Origin of the sequence: Aliiglaciecola sp. 2_MG-2023 (assembly GCF_030548145.1) — a bacterium.
Taxonomy (GTDB): Bacteria; Pseudomonadota; Gammaproteobacteria; order Enterobacterales; family Alteromonadaceae; genus Aliiglaciecola; species Aliiglaciecola lipolytica_A.
In genome coordinates this window covers 84,811-104,949 of the sequence record NZ_JAUORY010000016.1, presented here as the reverse complement: position 1 = coordinate 104,949, position 20,139 = coordinate 84,811, and the positions used below count along the sequence as shown (strand labels likewise).

23 protein-coding genes are annotated in these 20,139 nt (G+C 39.3%); 13 read left to right on the top strand and 10 right to left on the bottom strand.

Annotated elements, in window-relative coordinates; translation table 11 throughout:
* Nucleotides 1-131 precede the first annotated feature (131 nt).
* Nucleotides 132-347, bottom strand: coding sequence for a hypothetical protein (locus Q4567_RS15630; RefSeq protein WP_216047526.1), 216 nt, complete (start codon nucleotides 345-347; stop codon nucleotides 132-134).
* A gap of 68 nt (nucleotides 348-415) precedes the next feature.
* Nucleotides 416-1,153: a helix-turn-helix transcriptional regulator gene (locus Q4567_RS15625; RefSeq protein WP_216047525.1), complete on the bottom strand. Its 738-nt coding sequence runs from the start codon at nucleotides 1,151-1,153 to the stop codon at nucleotides 416-418.
* A 127-nt stretch (nucleotides 1,154-1,280) separates the two neighbouring features.
* Between Q4567_RS15625 and Q4567_RS15620 the strand changes: the two genes are divergently transcribed.
* From Q4567_RS15620 to yiaA, 3 genes are all read left to right on the top strand, one after another.
* Nucleotides 1,281-1,637, top strand: coding sequence for a hypothetical protein (locus tag Q4567_RS15620; RefSeq protein WP_216047524.1), 357 nt, complete (start codon nucleotides 1,281-1,283; stop codon nucleotides 1,635-1,637).
* Between the two features lie 53 nt (nucleotides 1,638-1,690).
* Nucleotides 1,691-2,500, top strand: a complete 810-nt coding sequence (locus Q4567_RS15615) for a DUF2145 domain-containing protein (RefSeq protein WP_216047523.1) — start codon at nucleotides 1,691-1,693, stop codon at nucleotides 2,498-2,500.
* A gap of 126 nt (nucleotides 2,501-2,626) precedes the next feature.
* A complete protein-coding gene (yiaA, locus tag Q4567_RS15610; protein WP_216047522.1) occupies nucleotides 2,627-3,097 on the top strand; it encodes an inner membrane protein YiaA in 471 nt (156 codons plus the stop codon).
* A 56-nt stretch (nucleotides 3,098-3,153) separates the two neighbouring features.
* Here yiaA and Q4567_RS15605 read toward each other — a convergent pair whose 3' ends face one another.
* On the bottom strand, nucleotides 3,154-3,552 hold the full coding sequence (locus tag Q4567_RS15605; RefSeq protein WP_216047521.1) for an OsmC family protein: 399 nt from the start codon (nucleotides 3,550-3,552) through the stop codon (nucleotides 3,154-3,156).
* 30 nt (nucleotides 3,553-3,582) lie between these two features.
* Nucleotides 3,583-4,398 carry a S1 RNA-binding domain-containing protein gene (locus Q4567_RS15600; protein WP_303500990.1) on the bottom strand — a complete coding sequence of 272 codons (816 nt, stop codon included), beginning with the start codon at nucleotides 4,396-4,398 and terminating at the stop codon, nucleotides 3,583-3,585.
* Nucleotides 4,399-4,543: 145 nt separating this feature from the next.
* Here Q4567_RS15600 and Q4567_RS15595 point away from each other — a divergent pair, with 145 nt between their 5' ends.
* From Q4567_RS15595 to alr, 5 genes are read left to right on the top strand one after another with little or no spacing between them, the layout of a single operon-like run.
* Nucleotides 4,544-5,269, top strand: a complete 726-nt coding sequence (locus Q4567_RS15595; RefSeq protein WP_216047531.1) for a 5-oxoprolinase subunit PxpA — start codon at nucleotides 4,544-4,546, stop codon at nucleotides 5,267-5,269.
* Nucleotides 5,269-5,985, top strand: a complete 717-nt coding sequence (gene pxpB / locus Q4567_RS15590; RefSeq protein WP_303500989.1) for a 5-oxoprolinase subunit PxpB — start codon at nucleotides 5,269-5,271, stop codon at nucleotides 5,983-5,985. Before Q4567_RS15595 ends, pxpB begins: the two co-directional genes overlap by 1 nt.
* On the top strand, nucleotides 5,982-6,956 hold the full coding sequence (locus tag Q4567_RS15585) for a biotin-dependent carboxyltransferase family protein (RefSeq protein WP_216047518.1): 975 nt from the start codon (nucleotides 5,982-5,984) through the stop codon (nucleotides 6,954-6,956). The genes pxpB and Q4567_RS15585 overlap by 4 nt, the downstream gene beginning before the upstream one ends.
* Nucleotides 6,957-6,974: 18 nt before the next feature.
* Nucleotides 6,975-7,838, top strand: a complete 864-nt coding sequence (locus tag Q4567_RS15580; protein ID WP_303500987.1) for an aminotransferase class IV — start codon at nucleotides 6,975-6,977, stop codon at nucleotides 7,836-7,838.
* 52 nt (nucleotides 7,839-7,890) lie between these two features.
* Nucleotides 7,891-8,991, top strand: a complete 1,101-nt coding sequence (gene alr / locus Q4567_RS15575; protein WP_216047516.1) for an alanine racemase — start codon at nucleotides 7,891-7,893, stop codon at nucleotides 8,989-8,991.
* A 35-nt stretch (nucleotides 8,992-9,026) separates the two neighbouring features.
* On the opposite strand, the gene fur is transcribed toward alr, so the two are convergent.
* Complete coding sequence (gene fur / locus Q4567_RS15570; protein WP_216047515.1) at nucleotides 9,027-9,452, bottom strand: ferric iron uptake transcriptional regulator; 426 nt, start codon at nucleotides 9,450-9,452, stop codon at nucleotides 9,027-9,029.
* A 282-nt stretch (nucleotides 9,453-9,734) separates the two neighbouring features.
* Between fur and Q4567_RS15565 the strand changes: the two genes are divergently transcribed.
* Nucleotides 9,735-11,744, top strand: coding sequence for a methyl-accepting chemotaxis protein (locus Q4567_RS15565; RefSeq protein ID WP_216047514.1), 2,010 nt, complete (start codon nucleotides 9,735-9,737; stop codon nucleotides 11,742-11,744).
* A 110-nt stretch (nucleotides 11,745-11,854) separates the two neighbouring features.
* Here Q4567_RS15565 and fldA read toward each other — a convergent pair whose 3' ends face one another.
* The 4 genes from fldA to Q4567_RS15545 all read right to left on the bottom strand — a co-directional run bounded on the left by fldA (nucleotide 11,855) and on the right by Q4567_RS15545 (nucleotide 15,238).
* A complete protein-coding gene (fldA, locus tag Q4567_RS15560; protein ID WP_216047513.1) occupies nucleotides 11,855-12,379 on the bottom strand; it encodes a flavodoxin FldA in 525 nt (174 codons plus the stop codon).
* Between the two features lie 41 nt (nucleotides 12,380-12,420).
* Entirely contained in the window at nucleotides 12,421-12,639 is a 219-nt protein-coding gene (locus tag Q4567_RS15555) for a DUF2788 domain-containing protein (RefSeq protein ID WP_216047512.1), read from the bottom strand.
* A gap of 60 nt (nucleotides 12,640-12,699) precedes the next feature.
* The gene (locus tag Q4567_RS15550; RefSeq protein WP_303500985.1) at nucleotides 12,700-13,485 is read right to left on the bottom strand and encodes an alpha/beta fold hydrolase; all 786 of its coding nucleotides are present in this window, start codon (nucleotides 13,483-13,485) and stop codon (nucleotides 12,700-12,702) included.
* A gap of 106 nt (nucleotides 13,486-13,591) precedes the next feature.
* Nucleotides 13,592-15,238 (bottom strand): electron transfer flavoprotein-ubiquinone oxidoreductase, encoded by a 1,647-nt coding sequence (locus Q4567_RS15545; protein ID WP_303500984.1) that lies wholly within the window; start codon nucleotides 15,236-15,238, stop codon nucleotides 13,592-13,594.
* 437 nt (nucleotides 15,239-15,675) lie between these two features.
* Between Q4567_RS15545 and Q4567_RS15540 the strand changes: the two genes are divergently transcribed.
* A complete protein-coding gene (locus Q4567_RS15540) occupies nucleotides 15,676-16,425 on the top strand; it encodes an electron transfer flavoprotein subunit beta/FixA family protein (RefSeq protein WP_303500982.1) in 750 nt (249 codons plus the stop codon).
* Nucleotides 16,425-17,351, top strand: coding sequence for an electron transfer flavoprotein subunit alpha/FixB family protein (locus Q4567_RS15535; protein WP_303500980.1), 927 nt, complete (start codon nucleotides 16,425-16,427; stop codon nucleotides 17,349-17,351). The genes Q4567_RS15540 and Q4567_RS15535 overlap by 1 nt, the downstream gene beginning before the upstream one ends.
* Nucleotides 17,352-17,452: 101 nt before the next feature.
* On the opposite strand, the gene Q4567_RS15530 is transcribed toward Q4567_RS15535, so the two are convergent.
* The gene (locus Q4567_RS15530; RefSeq protein WP_303500979.1) at nucleotides 17,453-17,761 is read right to left on the bottom strand and encodes an isoamylase early set domain-containing protein; all 309 of its coding nucleotides are present in this window, start codon (nucleotides 17,759-17,761) and stop codon (nucleotides 17,453-17,455) included.
* 534 nt (nucleotides 17,762-18,295) lie between these two features.
* Here Q4567_RS15530 and Q4567_RS15525 point away from each other — a divergent pair.
* On the top strand, nucleotides 18,296-18,865 hold the full coding sequence (locus tag Q4567_RS15525) for an RNA polymerase sigma factor (protein ID WP_303500977.1): 570 nt from the start codon (nucleotides 18,296-18,298) through the stop codon (nucleotides 18,863-18,865).
* Complete coding sequence (locus Q4567_RS15520) at nucleotides 18,862-19,989, top strand: FecR domain-containing protein (protein ID WP_303500975.1); 1,128 nt, start codon at nucleotides 18,862-18,864, stop codon at nucleotides 19,987-19,989. The genes Q4567_RS15525 and Q4567_RS15520 overlap by 4 nt, the downstream gene beginning before the upstream one ends.
* The last annotated feature ends 150 nt before the right edge of the window (nucleotides 19,990-20,139 follow it).

The following is a 20,139-nucleotide window of genomic DNA, read 5'->3' as shown; positions in this document are numbered from 1 at the left end:
TCCTTATGAACCTTATACCTATAGCTTAGTTGATAGTGTCAAAGTGCTAGTCTAGTTTGTGGCTGTCTAAATTTTAGATACCTGTCTAAATACGAGATGTTGTGGCTGTCTAAATATTAGATATTACTAGTCTACTCCTTTACTGGAATGTCTTGGAGTAACTTTATAATTGCGCTGTTGTTGTTCAGGTTAGCTAAATCTATTAGGTAGCTTTTTTCGAGTTCTTGCATTGGATGTCCACAGATAAGATCTTTTATGGTTTGAACTTCACCATTTACAATTGCGGTTTTAAGGGCTGCAAAGTGGGCAATGCTATTATCATTTTGATTCGATGTGCTAGATGTCATTTGTTGTCCTCCAATTTATATTCAAATATTAACCTAGCATATCAATCTGTGTATTAACAATTTCCTCTTCATGCCTTACGACGCATATTCTCAAACAGAGATGGTTCCCAAGGTCGCATTGCCATCAGTATGCCCATGTGTTGACGCTTCGCTAGCGGTAACGCGGCATCTTCTTGGTTGAGGTCAGATGCTTCTTTCGTGAGTTGGTTTAATTTACGCTGAATTATTTCTATTGATGTTTGTGAATATCTACCGCGGATATATAACCTAAAATTCCATTTTTCATCTTTTTTGGGAGCCATAAACTTAACCATGACTTCTTGTTCCATGAACTTTTCCAAAGGTCCACCCGGTATCCATCTGAAGTCTTGAGCGATTAAGGTCTTATAATGGTTATTGGGCAACAAACTGATAATTTTAAGCTTGTCCAATTTCGCTAATAGACGAGTGCATTCGAATTGATCAATATCGTAATGTTCAATTAACTCATTATAAGTCCACGAGTCCCGCACACAAACTGCCACTAACAATAGTTTAGGGTCAGCGAGTAATTGTTTTTCCTGCTCAACTGTTAGCTGACTGAGTTTGTCTGTTTGTTGTTGGGCAACAGAAAATAGATCGGATAGTGATATTTGTAGCACATCGCATATTTCTTCTAAACGCTCCAATGTAAAACTGTTGGTTGAAAATATACGTTTTATATTGGCCTCGCTCATGGCTAATTTCTGAGCTAGATCGCGATAGGTAACTTGTTGCTGTTTTAAAAGTTGCTTGAGTGTTTTGCTAACTAGTCCAATTTGACTCATGGTTACTCTTTAGTATTGAATTAATAAACTATTGGTTGAGTTTTAGTATACATAAAACAACTTTGTTTACATAGGGTATACCTTTTCACTATTGTTTATCTCGTTCACAACAAACAGGAAAAACAATATGAAACATTTAACAACTGCATTAATTATTATTTTATCGGCGTCATCGCTAAACGTATATGCAAATGGATCCGCTCACCATAGTGGTCAAGCGAGTAAACATTCTGCATTGGCAGCATCAGAAGGCGCAGCCTCTACAGCGAAAGTGGCAAGCGTTGTGATGGTAACGCCGGTTATTGTCGCCGGTGGCGTGAGCTTAGTCGCTGGAAGTGTTGTTGCCGAAGCCGGAGACGCATTGAGTGATAGCGCAAGAGCTTCACACGCGACTTCTCATCACCAGCATCAACATACGTTGGTTATAACAGAACATACAATCACCGCTGATCCTGCTCCAATCCAGGTGATTAACGAAAAATAAATTAAAACTAGCAATATGAGTCTTGTCATTAAAGTTATTAGGAGAGTAGGGAAATGAAAATTAGCGCATTGTATATATTCATCGTTGTTAGCATTTTTAGTTTTACCGTGCCCAGTGCTTTGGCGGGAAGCCAAAGTGATGCACCCAATCAGCATGAGCCCGAAGAAATTGTAAAGTTCGCTAAAGATGTTGAAAAATATGCGGCATCAAAAGGCGCTCGAGCATTTATCATCGCCAGAGTAGGCAGACCAGAGAAAGATTTGCCTAAAGGAATTAAGTTCACGCATACCGCCATTGCCTTGTATTCAAATATCACCTTAGATAGTGGTGAAGTTGTGCAAGGTTATGCAATTCATAACCTTTATCAACAAAACGGAAAAGCGGATAAAAGTGAGCTAGTCGTTGACTATCCCGTAGACTTCTTTTGGGGAGTACATGAGTTATCTGCAGGAATTTTAATTCCTAATATGGAAGTTCAACAGAAATTAATAGACTTGATCGGTTCAGGTAAAGATAAAACCTTGCATAACCCAAACTATTCGGTCATTGCTAATCCGTTCAATTCGATATTTCAAAATTGCACTGAGTATACACTCGATTTGCTTAACTCGGCTATTTACAACACTCAGGATGTCGCGCAATTAAAGGTCAACGCAAAAGCACACTTTCAAGCACAACGAGTGAGAACCAGTCCATTTAAATTACTATTAGGATCTATGTTTATGGATGGTGTCACCACCAAAGATCACAGTGGAAAAGTATATACCACTACGTTTACAACCATTGGTCAGTATCTACGTCAAAATGAACTCGCCAGCGAATTTGTTACTTATTCAGCATCTGGAGACATAAATACATTGTAAAGTATAATATTAATAAACTTTAAGGCTTGAAATAATCAACATTTTATAACTGGGTTTATCATTAGTGTTTTTGAAGGCAAACTGCATTCATACTTTCAGCAACACTCGAAACAAGTGAGAATAATCATGACAACACAAACGTTAAATACTGCATTACAAGCTCCAACTAAATCTTATACTTATGCCGCGGTTGCAGCATTAATCATTGGCATAGGGGCTTACGGTGTTGGACTTTTTAACGCACAAATGTTACTCAATGAAAAAGGCTACTATTTGATAACCTTACTTTATGGTTTGTTTTCAATAGTATCATTGCAAAAAAACGTGCGAGACAAAGCTGAAGGCATTAACACTTCTTCAATTTACGGAAGCCTATCTTGGATATCAACAGGGTTAGCCATAGCACTGTTGGTGATTGGGTTGATTAATGCTGATTTATTATTAAGTGAAAAGGGATTCTACGCTATGGCATATACATTGAGTTTGTTTGCTGCTGTTACGGTTCAGAAAAATGTTCGGGATAAACAAGCTGCGACAAATGAAGGAATTGAAAATACCGTGAAAAATAAACAAACCTCAGAATTAGCCGCAGAATAATCTGCGATCTAGCAAGGTATTAAAGCCTGTTTAGTCACTAAACAGGCTTTTTCAGTTTATAACTCTTCAACTCTATATGACGTGGTAATGTTCACATTGCCTGCTAACATCAACATCACTGAACAATATTTTTCACATGATAGCTGCACCGCGCGAGCTAAATGTTTATCACTTATTTTTTCACCGCTAACCACATATTCGGCATGAATATCTGTAAATACTTTCGGGGCTGATTCGGCGCGAGTGGCTTTGAGTTCACATCGACAACTACGTAAAGGCAGACGAGATTTTTTCATGATCTCCACCACATCAACTGAAGAACAAGCACCTACCGATAATAAGACAGTTTCCATCGGAGTTAATTGCTCGCCATTTCCGTCTAATTGAAGGGTTTTTCCTGAGTCGGTTTCACAATCAAACAGCATATCTTTTTGCCAGGTAACAGTCGCCTGCATTACATGTTCCTTATTCATATCGTAAGAGCTTTACTTTACGAGAGTGATTTTATTTTTGTCGATTAAAATTCGTTTTTGCTTAAACAATGAGCCCAGCGCTTTTTTATAAGCATTTTTACTGGCGCCAAAACGCTGAGTTATTTCATGAGGTGGGCTTTTGTCTGTTAAGGTTGAAAGACCGTCATGGGCAATCAAATCGTCGATGATCAAATCGGTTAACTCTTTTCTGGCGCGCTCACTATGGAATTGAAAACATAAATCGATTTTGCCATCTTCGCGAATGCGTTTCACAAAACCTTTCATCTTTTGGCCAGTACGAATTGGTTTAAAGACCTCATCTTTAAAAATCAAACCGAGATGGGTACCATTAATTACGGCTTTGTAGCCTAAATCAGTGCGGCCACAAATAATTAAATCTGCTTCTACGCCGGCTTTAAGGTCGAGGCCGTCCTCGGTTAAAAAATCACGAAGCTTGGTGGATGCAGCAAGTCGTCCAGTTTCCGGATCCTCAAAAACATATACAACGTATTCGATACCTTCTGACATTGGTCGTTCTTGTTCACTAAACGGCACCAATAGATCTTTTTCCAATCCCCAATCTAAAAATGCGCCAACACGGGTCAGGCTTTTTACTTTTAGTACCGCCACTTCATTTACTTGGGCGAAGGGAATTTTTGAGGTCGCAATAATACGATCTTCGCTGTCATGGTAGATAAACACATCGACCATTTGACCTACTTCACAGCCTTCAGGGGCAGAGCCATTTGGCAATAAAATACGCTCTACTTGCGAACCATCGAGATAAAATCCAAAGGGTAATTTGTCAACCACTTCTAAGTGATTCATTTTTCCAATTTGTAGCATACACCTGACTTTTTTTAAGAATGAAGTAAACTAGCGAATCTCGGTCGTGATCTTGGTGAAAATCTTCATTTGGAATTCGCCTTAGATCATCATTATATCTGAATTTACTAGGAGCAATAAGCGCTTGATCAAACTAAATTGTGACTTAGGCGAAAGTTATGGCGCGTGGCGCATGCCACATGATGATTTGATCATGCCATATGTTGATATGGCAAATATTGCCTGCGGTTTTCATAGTGGCGATCCGCAAGCCATTCAATCAGCCATACAATCCGCTAAAAAACATAATGTAAAAATAGGGGCACACCCTTCCTATCCAGACTTACAGGGTTTTGGCCGTCGGAGTATGGCGCTAACTGAAACTGAGCTTATTCCACTCATGCATTATCAAATAGCGGCATTAGAGGGCATGGCAAAACTACAATCTAAAACCGTTGATTATGTGAAACCTCATGGCGCTTTATACAATGACATGATGGCCAGTAAAGGTTTATTTGAGACAGTTTTAAAAGCGCTGAGCAGTTATTCCGAAAGATTAATATTAGTTATTCAAGCCGTGTCTAATTGGCAATCCTATCAACAATTAGCTGATCAATATAAAATTGAACTTCAATATGAAGCCTTTGCAGATAGGCGTTATGCAGACACGGGCTTACTGTTATCCCGCGCTAAACCTGGCGCAGTGTTGCAGTTAAATGATATGTTTTCGCAAGTGAGAAGAATGGTTGAGCGTCAAGAAGTGGTATCTGCTACTGGACAAATTTTACCATTAAAAATTGATACTCTGTGTGTACATGGTGATAGTGCAGGGGCAGCAGAGGCTGTTAAACACATACGTGAATTATTGTCCTAATGTTTCCGATTGAACCAATCAAAATAGATGTCGCCAGCGAAAATGCGCTTATCGTGTATTTTGCAGGGGCAACATTGAATCGTAAAAATCAACAGGTGAGTATGTTTGTGCATTTATTGGAACAAGCAAATTCGCCTTGGTTGTTAGATGTGATTCCTGCTTACCACTCTGTACTGATTACCTTTGATATTTTGCAAACCGATTATTTTGCAGTAAAAGCTCGAATAATCGAATTGGTGAAAGCTTTAAAAGATGGCCAAACAAAACAAATATTTGCGAACCAAGAGACGAACATTGTGGAGCTGCCCGTTTGTTATGGGTTGAGCGAAGATAACGATTTGCAGCGGATCGCGGACCACAATCAGATCACGGTCGAACAAGTTATTCAGTTGCATCAACAAAATAGTTATCGTGTTTATTGTTTAGGGTTTTCTCCTGGTTTTGCATTTCTAGGAGAAACTGATGAAAAAATCGCAACGCCTAGACTAACCACTCCTCGCAAACAAGTGCCTAAAGGTGCTGTGGCTATCGCTGACAGACAAACTGCTGTTTATCCAAATGTCTCACCGGGTGGATGGAATATCGTCGGTGTGTGTCCATTAGCGTTATTTGTTCCAGAGCGAGCTTCACCATCGCCTTTTAAAGTGGGTGATACAGTTAGATTTAAGGAAATTAGTGAACACAAGTATTACCAGTTGTTGGAGGCAAATAGGTGACTGACTTTGTTGAGGTAATAGCGACCGGATTGCAAAGCATATTAGTGGATTCAGGTCGCAGCGGTTATCAGCACCTTGGAATTACCACAGGCGGTCCAGCAGATCGTCGTAGTTGCTTGTGGGCTAATTGGCTTTGTAACAATCAAAATATAGCCGCCAGCATTGAAGTCATAGGTTGCGGGTTTAGCCTCAAAGCACATTCTTATTGTGAAGTGGCTATTACCGGCGCAGCAACACAGATCACGATTAATGGCCTAAGTTATAGTCCTTGGCGCAGTTTTGCATTAGGTGCTGGCGATTCTTTAACGATTAACAAAGCGGATAATGGACTGCGCAGCTATGTTGCAATCCAACAAGGTTTTCGAGTCCCAGAAACATTTGGGAGCTGTACAACAGTCACAAGAGATAGGTTAGGGGGATTAACTCAAGACGGGCAACCTTTGAAACAAGGCGATCGAATTGCATTCTATAGTCAAACTCATGCCATTCACCCCGTAACCGCAAAAATCGCTCCTCTTGAAGCACAAAGAAATGCTATTGTTGACCCTTACAGTGAATTGACCTTGCGTTTAATCGAGGGTTATCAAATTGATGATTTTACACCTACGGCACTTAAACAATTTTATCTTAATCAATATGTTGTAAGCCCTGACTCAAGTCGGATGGCCACCAAATTAACGGGTAATCCTATCAAAGCGCCGAACAAGCCTATGTTATCTGAAGGTATTACCCGAGGGGCTGTGCAAATTCCTCAACAAGGTTTACCAATTATAATGTTGGATGATCGGCAAACTGTGGGAGGCTACTTTAAAGTCGGTAGTGTGTTATCCATTGATTGTGATTTATTGTCACAAGCAACACCTGGTTGCAGAGTCACTTTTTCACCAATTGATATTCATACTGCGCACAACTTGGTTAATTTAGCTGAGGTTAAGCACACAAATCTGTTCACTCAAATTAATTTTAATTAATACATTTTTGGCCAGAATATGACGGAAACAATTGTATACCTAAACGGTACTTTTATGCCTCAAAGCGAGGCAATGATATCTCCATTAGATCGTGGATTTTTGTTTGGTGATGGGATTTACGAAGTCATACCTGCTTACGATCGCAAAATGGTCGGTTTCACTCCGCACATTGCACGTTTGCAAACGAGTTTATCCGCTATTGGCATTACACTAGATTGGTCTGTCGACAAGTGGCGTACAGTACTGAATGAATTATTGGAGCACAATAGTGGAGATAGCCTAGCGGTTTATATCCAAGTGAGTCGTGGTGTCAGTCCAAAACGTCAGCATGGATTCCCAGATAATGTTAAGCCCACAATGTTTATGATGTGTTATGCCATAAAACCACCGGTTAACTATGATGATTCTGATAACAAAGGATTAGCATTAGTCAGTCAACAGGATCTGCGTTGGCGTCAATGTCATATTAAGTCTACGTCTCTACTGGGTAACGTTTTGCATTATCAAAGTAGTCAAGATCATAAAGTAGATGAATGTTTACTTTATAATGAAAATAAGCAGATTACTGAAGCATCCTCATGTAATGTTTTTGTGGTGAAAGACAAACAAATTTTCACTCCGCCGTTAGACTCTCAATTATTACCCGGCATTACTCGCGCGATCGTACTAGATTTATTAACCACTCAAACTAACTACCAAGTTTTTGAGCAGAATATTAGTCTACAACAAGCCCGTTCAGCTGATGAAATATGGTTAACCAGCTCGACCAAAAATATCGCTCCAGCAGTGAGTTTAGATGGTGAAGCAATAGCAGATGGAAAAATTGGTGAAATATACAAAGAACTAAACCTGTTATTTAATAAATTTAAATACGATTACTGATTTCTAATTTTAATCGTTAGACATTCCCTTTGCTGTAGGACAGGTATACTTAATGAGTCGCCCCACCGAAATTACTATTGATTTGAACGCGTTAGTGGCTAATTGTAATTATGCAAAATCACTTTCTCCAGACAGTCAGACTGTCGCTGTAGTTAAAGCAGATGCCTATGGTCATGATGCTGTCGAAATCGCTAAAGCGCTGCAACAGCATGTGTCAATGTTTGCCGTTTCTAGCCTTGAAGAAGGTCTCGAATTGAGGCTGCAGGGCATCAAACTACCGATTCTGTTATTGGAGGGCTGTTTTCACCAAGAAGAACTATTTATTGCGTGTAAACAAGGGTTTAGTGTGGTTATGCATAACCAGTTGCAGTTGCAGATGTTACAAAATTTGAATGCTGAAGAAACGGTTGAAGTGTGGTTGAAAGTTGATACAGGTATGCATCGGCTTGGATTTCAACCTGAAAATGTAACTGCTATTTTTAGCCAGTTAAAAAGCACTAAGCAAGTTAACAACGTGGTGCTTATGACGCACTTGTCAGTGGCTGATGAAATCGATAACCACTTTACCAGCTCTCAACTAAAGAAATTTATTGCTTGTTGTGAACAATTAGAAGGTAAATTTTCAGAGACAATTTATACCAGCATAGCGAACTCGGCTGCGATAAAAGCATGGCCGTTAGCCAGAGGAACATGGAATCGTCCGGGGATTATGTTGTATGGCGTGTCGCCATTTATGTCTAATCACGATATGCAGCAACAACTAATACCAGTTATGACGTTAAAGTCAAAGGTCATTGCACTGCGAAATGTTTCGCAAGGTGAAAGTGTAGGCTATGGCAACACTTGGAAAGCCGAACAAGAGTCTGTAGTGGCAACAATCGCTGTGGGGTATGGTGATGGTTACCCCCGCACAGCTAAGCTTGGAACACCGGTACTGGTGAACGGTCAAAGGGCTAAGCTGTGTGGCAGAGTGTCTATGGATATGATCACGGTTGATGTTACCGGATTGCTAGATATAGAAGTTGATTCTGACGTTGAATTGTGGGGAAAAAGTTTATTGGCTAATGAAGTTGCAAGCTGGGCAGATACCATTGGTTATGAATTGGTAACACGGATGCCTAAACGAACTCGTCGCCGAATCATTAACCTATAGAAGATTGAATTTCTACTTCAATCTTCTAATTAAGATTACATGTCTTCGTCACAATTCCCATCGGTGCACTCACCATAAAGATACAAGCTGTGATGAGTTAACTTCATTTTGTTCTGACTAGCGACTTCGTCTTGACGTTTTTCAATAATCGGATCTTCAAATTCGATTACTTTGCCGCATTTTAAGCAGACTAAATGATCATGATGTTGTTTGTGGCTAATTTCAAATACAGACTTACCGCCTTCAAAGTGGTGTCTATTCAAAATTCCCGCATCATCAAACTGATTCAAAACACGGTAAACAGTCGCTAAACCTATTTCTTCACCTTGCTCAATCAATAACTTGTATACGTCTTCAGCACTAATATGTTGGTTCGCAGGTTCCTGCAAAACCTCGAGGATTTTAAGTCGTGGCAGGGTAATTTTTAGCCCTGCTTTTTTTAATTCTTTATTTTGATCCATCTGTTTTTCTAAACGATAATTGGTGGGTTCATTATAGGGAAGTAATTCAAATATGAAAGGGATAGCGAACAAACTAATCACTAAAGGGATTAAATATTTCAATTACATCAACATTTTTTTAACATAGCGTGCTTTCTGAACAGATTTACGAATTTAAACTCACAAACTGAGTGCTTGTCCAAATGTTCTATACTGAATTATTTCAAATTGAAAATTACGTCAAATTTAATATCCATTCTTGATTAGAAGGGATAAATCGTTTGGCTAAGTTTAGGATTCGATATGAGACTAAATGTAGTAGGTAAGATTATTGCTGGTTTCGTTTTGGTCGGTTGCGTGATGGTGGTCACCAATATAGTGTCTTATTTTGGATTGGCTGATATTCGTGATTCCGCGCAAAGTGTAGTGCAACAGAAAATGCCGGTGCAAGCCAGCATGTTGCAAGTTCAAACCGGAATTTTGTCACTGGCTACAATATCGACAAATGCTTATTTTGAACAATCCATAAAGCAATTGCAGAGTAATCAACAAACCTTCGATCGGTTGTCCACAGAGTTCACTGTTAACCTCAAAAACCTTAATCAAATAATTGGTGAAACAAATACTGCGTTTCAACTAGGCGCACAGCATGCATCCGCGTATGTTACACAGTCTAAGAATATGTACCAAGCGAGAGTTCAACAGCTGTTATTGACAGCAGAGATCGACCAAAATGCGGCTAATATTATTGCTGTGGCTGACGAAACTAGTGCGCTATTAGGTGACTTAACCTTCTTAGAAGGGGATGCTCCCAATCTTGATATCTTAATTGGTACGGCGATTAATGCAGACAATAAAATTATGCCGTTATTTAGTGCAATAAAAGAGTACATAACAACCAATAACACTGAAATAAGTGAAACGATTAAAGGGGATATTGAATTTACCTTAAGTAATGTAGCAGTCGATATTGACTATTTAAATAGATTATCAGAAACAGTAGACACCCAAGGTTACATTGACGGGCTGAATGCACAATTCTCACAATTACAAAAACTACTGTTACAAGATCCCGGTTTATTCTCAGCTCAACAGGAAAAAATTTCGTTACTTGTTAAAGCAAAAGATTTTAATGTTATTGCCAATCAACATTTAGATAGCGCTAAACAACACTTTTCGACGGTTTTTTCCGAAGTTAACCAAGATACTTTATTAGGGCAAAATGCCATTATCGAAACGGTTAACTCTAACATTTGGAAAGGTCTTATATTTTTAGGTATTGCTGTTGCTGCGGCAATAATCTTTGGAAGCATAACGACGCGCAGCATTGCAGCACCCATCGCAAGAATTAATCGTAGTTTAGGACTAATTAGTAGCGGAGATTTAACCCATAAGGCGTATTCAACCAATCAGGACGAATTTGCTATATTGGCAACCAACGTTAATAAAGTCACTGAAAGCTTGCGTGCGGTTGTTGAAAAAATTCTATTGCAAGAAGCGTCGTTAGAAAATGCCATGCAAACAACAGCCAATTTGAGTGAACAAACGTTAATTCAAGTTGAGCAGCAAAAACAACAACTCAATTTAACCGCCGCTGAAACCAATTCTATTCGACAAGCGAGCAAATCTAACACGCAACAAATTCAGCATGGTATGCATCAATTGCAACAGGTGAGTAAACAAAGTGCCAATGTGAGTAAATTAGTTTCTTCAACTCATAAGCAAATATCTGAACAAACTCAACAAGCAGAGCAATCCTCTACCATTATTCATCGATTAGACGAAAACAGTAAAAAAATTGGCAGTATATTAGACGTGATTAAAACAATTGCACAGCAGACCAATTTATTAGCATTAAATGCCGCAATTGAAGCTGCAAGGGCAGGTGAGCAAGGGCGTGGTTTTGCAGTCGTAGCAGATGAAGTGCGTACACTAGCAAATCGTACCCAAAACTCGACGGCCGAAATTGAAGCTATGATTGAAAGTTTGCAGCTTGATGCAGAGCAAGCTGTCAAAGCGATTAGCAGTGGTAATGAATTTGCCAAGCAAAGTGAGCAGCAAATTTTTGACGTGGCACAACAAGTAACACAAATAAATGAAACCATAGATAGTTTACGAAAAATGAATCAAGAAATTGTTAGCTCTACTTTGGAGCAGGATAGCTTGTTTGAGAAAATTGCAATTAAACTGAACAATGTCGTCGATTTGGCTGAGAAAAGTGCGGAATCTACGCATTCTTCAACCGCGGCAAACCAAACATTAACTGATTTGATGGTTGAAATGAAAAAGGCAGTTAGTCAGTTCAAGTTGTAAACGGGGTTGTTTAAACCCCTTGTTGTGCGAGGCACAACAAGGGGGCAACTTTACAAGTACATTCAACACTTTGTTGCCGTGTTGATAAAAGGATAAATAATTCTAGTAATTTATGCCAGCTCAGACAAACAAAGCTCTTCGTGAATCTGTTTGCACCAGTCTTTCACTCGCTGCTCGGTTAGCTCTGGTTGACGATCTTCATCGATGCCAAGCCCAACGAAGTGTTCGTCGTCTGCCATGCCTTTAGATGCTTCAAAATCATAACCTTCACACGGCCACTGTCCTACCAAAATCGCACCTTTGGCTTCCACAATATCCCGTATCATACCCATCGCATCTAGAAAGTATTCAGCGTAATCTTCTTGATCGCCACAACCGAAAATAGCGACTAGTTTGTCGTTAAAATCAATTTCTTCCAACTCAGGAAAAAAATCATCCCAATCACATTGAGCTTCGCCGTAGTACCAGGTAGGGATCCCGAATAAAAGTAAATCGAATTCGGCAATGTCTTCTTTACTGCTTTTAGCAATATCATGAACATCAATGAGATTCTTACCCAGTTCTTTTTGGATCATTTTCGCAACATGTTCTGTGTTGCCTGTATCACTTCCAAAAAATAAACCTACACTTGCCATTCCAACTTTCCTTTACTTAACTAATTCGATGCCTAATTATATTAAATGCCACTGTTTTCCCAAAAGATCTGGATCAAACCTTTAGCAATAAATCCGGCTGCACCTAAAAATAAAACAAGATAAACAACTGCTCGACCAAGGAAGGGCACATTGTTCTTTTTTAATACATCGTGTATCGCAAACCCCATAAGGGCAAATAGCGCGACCAAAGTCAGGTTTAACACGATTGCCTCTATTTGCTCATAATATTCATTTAGCATCGCAAAACCTTCAGAATAAAAAAACGCGCAGAATATACCACACAAAGTGACGCAAGCGAATTACCCACAAGTATCATTTTGCAAAAAATCGCTGACTAAACGATTAAAGATGACTGGTTTTTGTGCATGTAACCAATGTCCAGCTGAACCAATCACTTTTGCACTGCTATTTGGAAACAATGCACTAATGGCAGATTTGTGTTCAGGTAAAATATAGTCTGACTGACCACCTTTAATAAAAAGTACCGGTACCGAGCAAACATTATCACTGCTAATTCCTTTAGAAATTGCGGGGTAATCCCGTTGCAGTAACTGTAAGTTAAAGTCCCAGCGCCAGTTACCATCAACTTGTTTTAAACTTTTTAATAAAAATTGACTTACACCAGGCTCTTTTAAATATTCAGACATCACAGCATCAGCATCACCTCTTGACGTTATACTTTTTAAGTCAACGGCATTTAATGCTTTAAATACATTCTGGTGGCGAGGTGTATAGCTCACAGGAGCAATATCAGCAATGACTAACTTGTCAATTAGTTGCGGGTTATCGAGGGCTATTTTCATGGCTATTTTGCCGCCTAAAGAATGCCCTAAAATGGATACTTTTGTTATGTTCACAGAAGCTATTAACTGTACAATTTTGTTAGCATAGCTAGTGAATGAAAATGCATCAGTAAAAGCCGATTTACCATGGTCAGGTAAATCGATACTCAAAACATTGTGACTGTCCTCAAGTGCTTTTCTTACCATAGACAAATTATCTAGGCTGCCAAATAGGCCATGTAAAAGCACTAAATAAGGTTTTTCAGCTTGATTGCTGCTTAAATGATAATTAATAGATTGCATAAGTGTTTAGATAGGGATAATTGCTTGCTAAAACAAGCAATTTAATTGAATTAATTGCACATAGCCAGAAATTAGCCACATTCTGACTATGTGTTTAACAGATTACTTACATATTAGGGTAATTAGGTCCTCCTGCACCCTCAGGTGTTACCCAAACAATATTTTGCGTAGGATCTTTAATATCGCAGGTTTTACAATGCACACAATTCTGCGCATTAATTTGCAGCTTTTTGTCACCCTCAGGGCTGTCAATAATCTCGTAAACGCCAGCAGGACAGTATCGTTGCGCCGGTTCATCGTATTTCGGTAAGTTTATGACGATGGGAGTTGCCGGATCTTTTAAACGCAAATGGCAAGGCTGATCTTCTTCGTGATTGGTATTCGATAAAAATACTGATGAAAGTTTATCGAAACTAATTACGCCGTCAGGCTTAGGGTATTCAATTTTCGGAAATTCACTGGCTAAGCCTATAGCGCCATGATCAGTAGTCGTATCTTTAAGCTTAAAGAGGACTTTACCACCAAGGATATTTTGCTCAAACGTATTGTAAGCACCCCCTAAAAAGGTACCAAACTTGTGTAATGCAGCGCCGAAATTCTGTGAACTATAAAGTTCTTTGTACAACCATGAATTTTCGAATTTTTGTGCATAGTCGGTTAAATCTTGACCCACTTTATCTTGGCTGATTGCCTCAACAATGGTTTCAGCGGCAAGGATGCCCGATTTCATCGCTGTGTGATTTCCCTTTATTTTTGCAAAGTTAAGGGTGCCAGCATCACATCCTACAAGGATCCCCCCTGGAAATGTCATTTTGGGAAGGGAATTATATCCTCCTTTAGCAATTGCTCTGGCACCATAGGAAACCCGCTTACCACCTTCTAAATATTGCTTTAGCACTGGATGCTGTTTAACTCTTTGGAATTCGTCAAAAGGACTCAGGTGTGGATTCTTGTAGTTAAGATCAATAATGATCCCCACTAAAACTTGGTTATTCTCTGCGTGATATAAATAACTTCCACCGGTTTCGCTATTGAGTGGCCAGCCAGCAGTGTGAACCACCAAACCTTCTTGATGTTTGCTTGGGTCGATATCCCAGATCTCTTTAAAGCCAATACCATAATGTTGAGGTGCTTTGTCTTTATCGAGTTCAAACTTAGATATCAGTTGTTTGCCCAAGTGACCACGACACCCCTCGGCGAAAACTGTGTACTTTGCTCGTAATTCCATGCCAGGCATATAGCTGTCTTTGTGTTCGCCAGAAGCACTTATGCCCATATCGCCGGTGATAATTCCGCCCACGCTGCCATCTTCGTTGTATATTATTTCTGAAGCGGCAAAGCCTGGAAAAACCTCTACGCCCAATTGTTCCGCTTGATCGGCTAACCAACGGCATACATTCCCCATACTAACGATATAATTACCTTGGTTGTGCATGGTTTTTGGGGTCATGAAGTTAGGTAATTGCGTCGCTGAGCTTTGATTCTTTAAATAGTAAATGTGGTCCTCAGTGACTTTTGTGGTCAGAGGGGCCCCTCGGTCATTCCAATCAGGAAAAAGTTCGTCCATAGCTTGGGTTTCGAAAACCGCACCAGAGAGAATATGGGCACCAACTTCTGAACCTTTTTCAACTACACATACCATTAACTCTTGTTCATTTTGTTGAGCTAATTGCATAATTTTACAAGCAGTTGATAGTCCGGCTGGCCCAGCACCTACAACTACAACATCAAACTCCATCGATTCACGTTCCACGGGTTTCTCCCCTTATAGATATCTATTAATTAAAGAAATAAACAATTAAGTAACTATCACCCACAGTTACCAAAGTTGATTGATACTATTCATCAAGTATATAGTTTGCATCAACCAAAAAGTAGGTCCTGAAAGTACCTTTTAACCTGTCATTAAAGTCAATTAAATCAATATCTTACTTGGTAATTTAATCTTGGTTTTTGGGCGAAATTAAGCTTGAAAAATAGCGCTTTTTATTAACATTAACATAATAAAACTTAAGCTCAAATGGAAATAATGACCTACAATTTATAACCAAAATACGGGAAGCCAGATTTGTAACTTTGATAACACTTAGTTGACGCTTAGGTAAACAGCCAGTAAATTTACGCAACCTTACAAATACGCATAATTTGCGTTATAACTTCTCTACACTTTATATCTGATTAGAGGTAAACATGAAAATTTTAGTGCCGGTTAAACGTGCCATTGATTACAACGTAAAAGTACGCGTTAAAGCCGATAACACAGCGGTTGATTTGACCAACACAAAGATGTCTATTAATCCGTTCTGTGAAATCGCAGTCGAAGAAGCGGTTAGACTAAAAGAAAAGGGTATTGCCACTGAAATCGTGGTGGTTTCAATTGGTGATAAAGCCTGCCAAGAACAAATAAGAACCGCTTTAGCACTAGGTGCAGATCGTGGAATCCAAATTGATACCAGTGAAGCTCTAGATTCTTTACAAGTTGCCAAATTGCTTGCAAAAGTTGTTGAAGAAGAGCAACCAGGCTTAGTTATTCTAGGTAAACAGTCTATTGATTCGGATAATAATCAAACCGGTCAAATGTTAGCTGCGCTAACAGGTATGCCACAGGGTACTTTTGCATCTGTTGTGGATGTGGATGGTGATAAAGTAAAAGTGACCCGTGAAATTGACGGTGGTTTACAAACTGTTGAATTGAATCTTCCAGCGGTGGTGACTACAGATTTACGACTCAATGAGCCACGTTATGCAACGTTGCCTAATATTATGAAAGCAAAACGCAAACCTATCGATGTTAAAGCGGCTGATAGTTTTGGTGTAACGCTTACGTCGAACGTTAAAACGTTAAAAGTAATGCCGCCAGCACAACGTAAAGGTGGTATTAAAGTAGCTGATGTAGCAGAGCTCGTCGAGAAATTAAAAACAGAAGCGAAGGTGATCTAATGGCTGTTTTAGTATATGCAGAACACGACAATGAACAACTAAAATCTGAAACTCACAAGTTAGTTAATGCGGCCAGTAAAATGGGCGCAGATGTGGTTGTTTTGGTTGCAGGACAAAACTGCACAGGCGTAGCTGAACAAGCAGCTAAGATTGCAGGCGTAAGTAAGGTGCTATTGGCAGATAACGCTGAATACGCTCATCAGTTAGCTGAGAATATTGGCGATCTGGTCACAGAGTTAGCTGCTGATTATTCTCATGTGATTGCAGCCGCTACCACCACCGGCAAAAACTTTATGCCTCGTGTAGCTGCACTATTAGATGTCGCACAGATATCTGATGTTATTGCTGTTGAAAGCGAAGATACCTTTGTCCGTCCTATTTATGCCGGTAACGCGATTGCTACGGTACAAAGTAGCGACAGCAAAAAAATACTTACAGTTCGAGCTTCAGCATTTGACGCTGCAGAAGAAACAGGCTCAGCTGCTGTCGAAGCAATTGATAATGTGAAGACTTCTGAAAAATCATCATTTGTTAGTGCTGAATTGACCAAATCTGAACGTCCTGAATTAACTGCCGCTGAGGTCATTATTTCAGGTGGTCGCGGAATGCAAAATGGTGAAAACTTCAAGTTACTTGAAGGTATCGCTGATAAATTAGGCGCTGCAATTGGGGCATCTCGTGCTGCTGTAGACGCTGGCTTCGTACCAAACGATATGCAAGTTGGGCAGACGGGTAAAATCGTTGCTCCTCAACTGTATATTGCGGTGGGCATTTCTGGTGCCATTCAACATTTGGCGGGTATGAAAGATTCAAAAGTCATTGTTGCTATCAACAAAGATGAAGAAGCGCCGATCTTCCAAGTTGCCGACTACGGTTTAGTGGGAGATTTGTTTGATGTGTTGCCTGAGCTAGAAGCGGCACTTTAGACTATTTAAAAATTATAAAGGCAGTATGCTGCAAAGCATGACTGCCTTTTTTATACCCCGAATAGTAAAACTATTTTTATACTGATAACGAATTGCAGTATTTAAACAGATATTACTGAATTCTCATCTAAAGAAACCGGTGATGTAGCGTAAGCATCTGCGTGCCAGTCATTTTCCCATTCTGTATCATTTAATAAGTATCTGAATTGATAGTCAGCATCAGCAGGAAGGTTAATTGTTGATGAGAAAGAGCCATTTTTCAACTTTTTCATTGGTGCAGTAGTCATATCCCAATCATTAAAATCTCCAACTACACGAACCGATTCAGCGTTCTTAGCTTCTTCTTTTGACAATTTGAACGTGACTTTACACACTGGTTTTGACTTTAGATATTGTTTCTTGAAGCTCATAAGCTCCTCCTGTCGGTAATTAAATTACATTAATAGGCTATTAATACGGCAATATTACAGTTTTATTGTAATTCTGTGAAATATTATTACGGTATTTGAAAAAATAATTGCGTTTATTCACTAGAAGTTGCCCTTTAACAGTGCGAAATTATTATTTGTACGAAATTTATGCACCTATTTAGCGTTAAATAACCCGTATTTAACGATCACCGCGGGCTCAATAGATATTAAGTCAGATATTGTGCCAATTTTCTTTAATCTGGATCAAAATTCGACCAATTATTTCAGTGAAACACATAAATGGCTGTCGTAACATTGCATAAATATCGTTGTTTCCTGAGTTACTTCAATTTAAAAGCGATATCACTTTAAGGTTATTTTTAGATTCTACTTACCATTTGTGTAACTGAAGCCTAGTCTTCGATGGAAATATTTAGTATGAATTTATGACCTTAAATTCTTTAAATTTAGTTCAGAGGTTCCGAAATACTAACTTAAAACGTCTAGGGTTATAAAAAGGCAGGAAATTCACTTGTGACGGTACACAAATTTAATTCAGCGATGATTGAGCAGCAGGTTAATGAGAGTGACTTACCTGAACAACAGCGTGCTTTAATTTCTGAATTATTTACTCAGCACAATGAAATATTGTTGCGTTTTTTAAGAGCTCGTTTGCAATCGGATGCAGACGCACATGAAGTGGCGCAGGAAGCCTATGTTAAATTACTCGATCTAGATAAACCTGGAGCCGTAAGCTATTTACGTTCTTATTTATTCAAAGTTGCTTCCAACTTAGCGATAGATAGATTGAGAGCAAAGCAAACAGCGGTAAAATATCAGCCTTTATTATTTTTTGATGAAGAGTCGCCTTCAGCTGAACAAGAAGCCATCGTTAACGAAAGGGTTCAGTTAGTTTCTAGCTTTATTAGTGAGCTCCCTCCAAAGTGCAGAAAAGCATTCTTGCTTAGTCGTTATCATGGTTTGAGTTCAAAACAGATTTCTAATGTCATGCGAATATCAGATCGCATGGTTAGAAAATATTTAGTCCGAGCAACTGAACATTGTAAAATGCGGTTGCAAAAAGCCTTGGAGAGCAGTGAATGAGAGGCGAATTTAAGAGTCAGGACGAAGTATTCGAGCAAGCATCGGTTTGGTATTATAGATTACGTGATCCTGATGTGATGCCTGAGACGATAACTCAATGGCAAACATGGCTATACGAAAAGCCAGAACATATTGACGCTTTTACTCAAGTTGAAGAGCTCATGCATATATCGGGAAAAGTTGATCATCTTGACTGGCCTGATGATGCCGAGTTACTTGAGGACGATTACGATGGTGAACAAAGTATTGCTCAGTGGCGGCAAAATCAGAAAATAGCTACAGAAACTGCCTCGTCTACTTCGTGGCGAAAATGGTTGTCACTATCAACTTTTCAACATGCAATACCTTCTATGGGGGCTGCATGTTTGGTGCTGAGTTTTTTAGCTATATTCTGGGTGCAAACTTACCCTCGGGATAAAGGTAATATTTTTGTTTCAGTACACGAAACTTCAGCAGGTCAACATGACAGCATACAACTTGAGGATGGCTCCAAGATTACGTTGGGTGCAAAAAGTTTGTTGTCGGTGGCATATAGCAAAAAACAACGCAAAGTTGTACTAGAGAGAGGCGAGGCCTACTTTGATGTAGCCAAAGATCCTCAACGTCCTTTTATCGTAGGATCGGGAACCCGAACTATCACCGCAGTAGGTACTGAGTTTAATGTTATTAAACAGTCTGAAAGGGTGGTCGTAACGGTAACCGAGGGTAAAGTGAAAGTAGCCCCTATTGTTGCTTTCGGTACTAAAACTGCGCCGCGTATCGCAAAACCCTTGAGTCGTGAAAATGAAGATACCTTTCTAATTGCAGGACAACAGATCAGCTATAACCAACAATCTGTAAGAATAGTAGATGAATCGAGTACCGAGGTTGCCACCGCTTGGCGCGAAGGTAATTTACAATACCTCACTGAAAAATTACGTTTTGTGGTTGAAGATATTAATCGTTACTCTGAAATACCCATTCGTTTAGGTGATGACAAGGTAGGTGAGTTAGCTTATTCAGGAACAGTATTTACCGATCGTGTGGATAGCTGGCTTGAAAGTTTGCCGGTTGCATTTCCAGTGAAAATATTACGTAACAGCAACGGCGCAGTGGTGATTGCTGCTGATCCAACAAGAATATAAATTTAAATTTAATTAATATTATTTCATTTTATTAGTTCCGCTTTTTAAGAATTATTCGTCTTAGTTATTGAAAGTTATAAACTCATGGCACGAACACCAATTGGTGTATGCTGCATAAGTATGCATTTTGTAGGTGGGGTATTGTGTCTA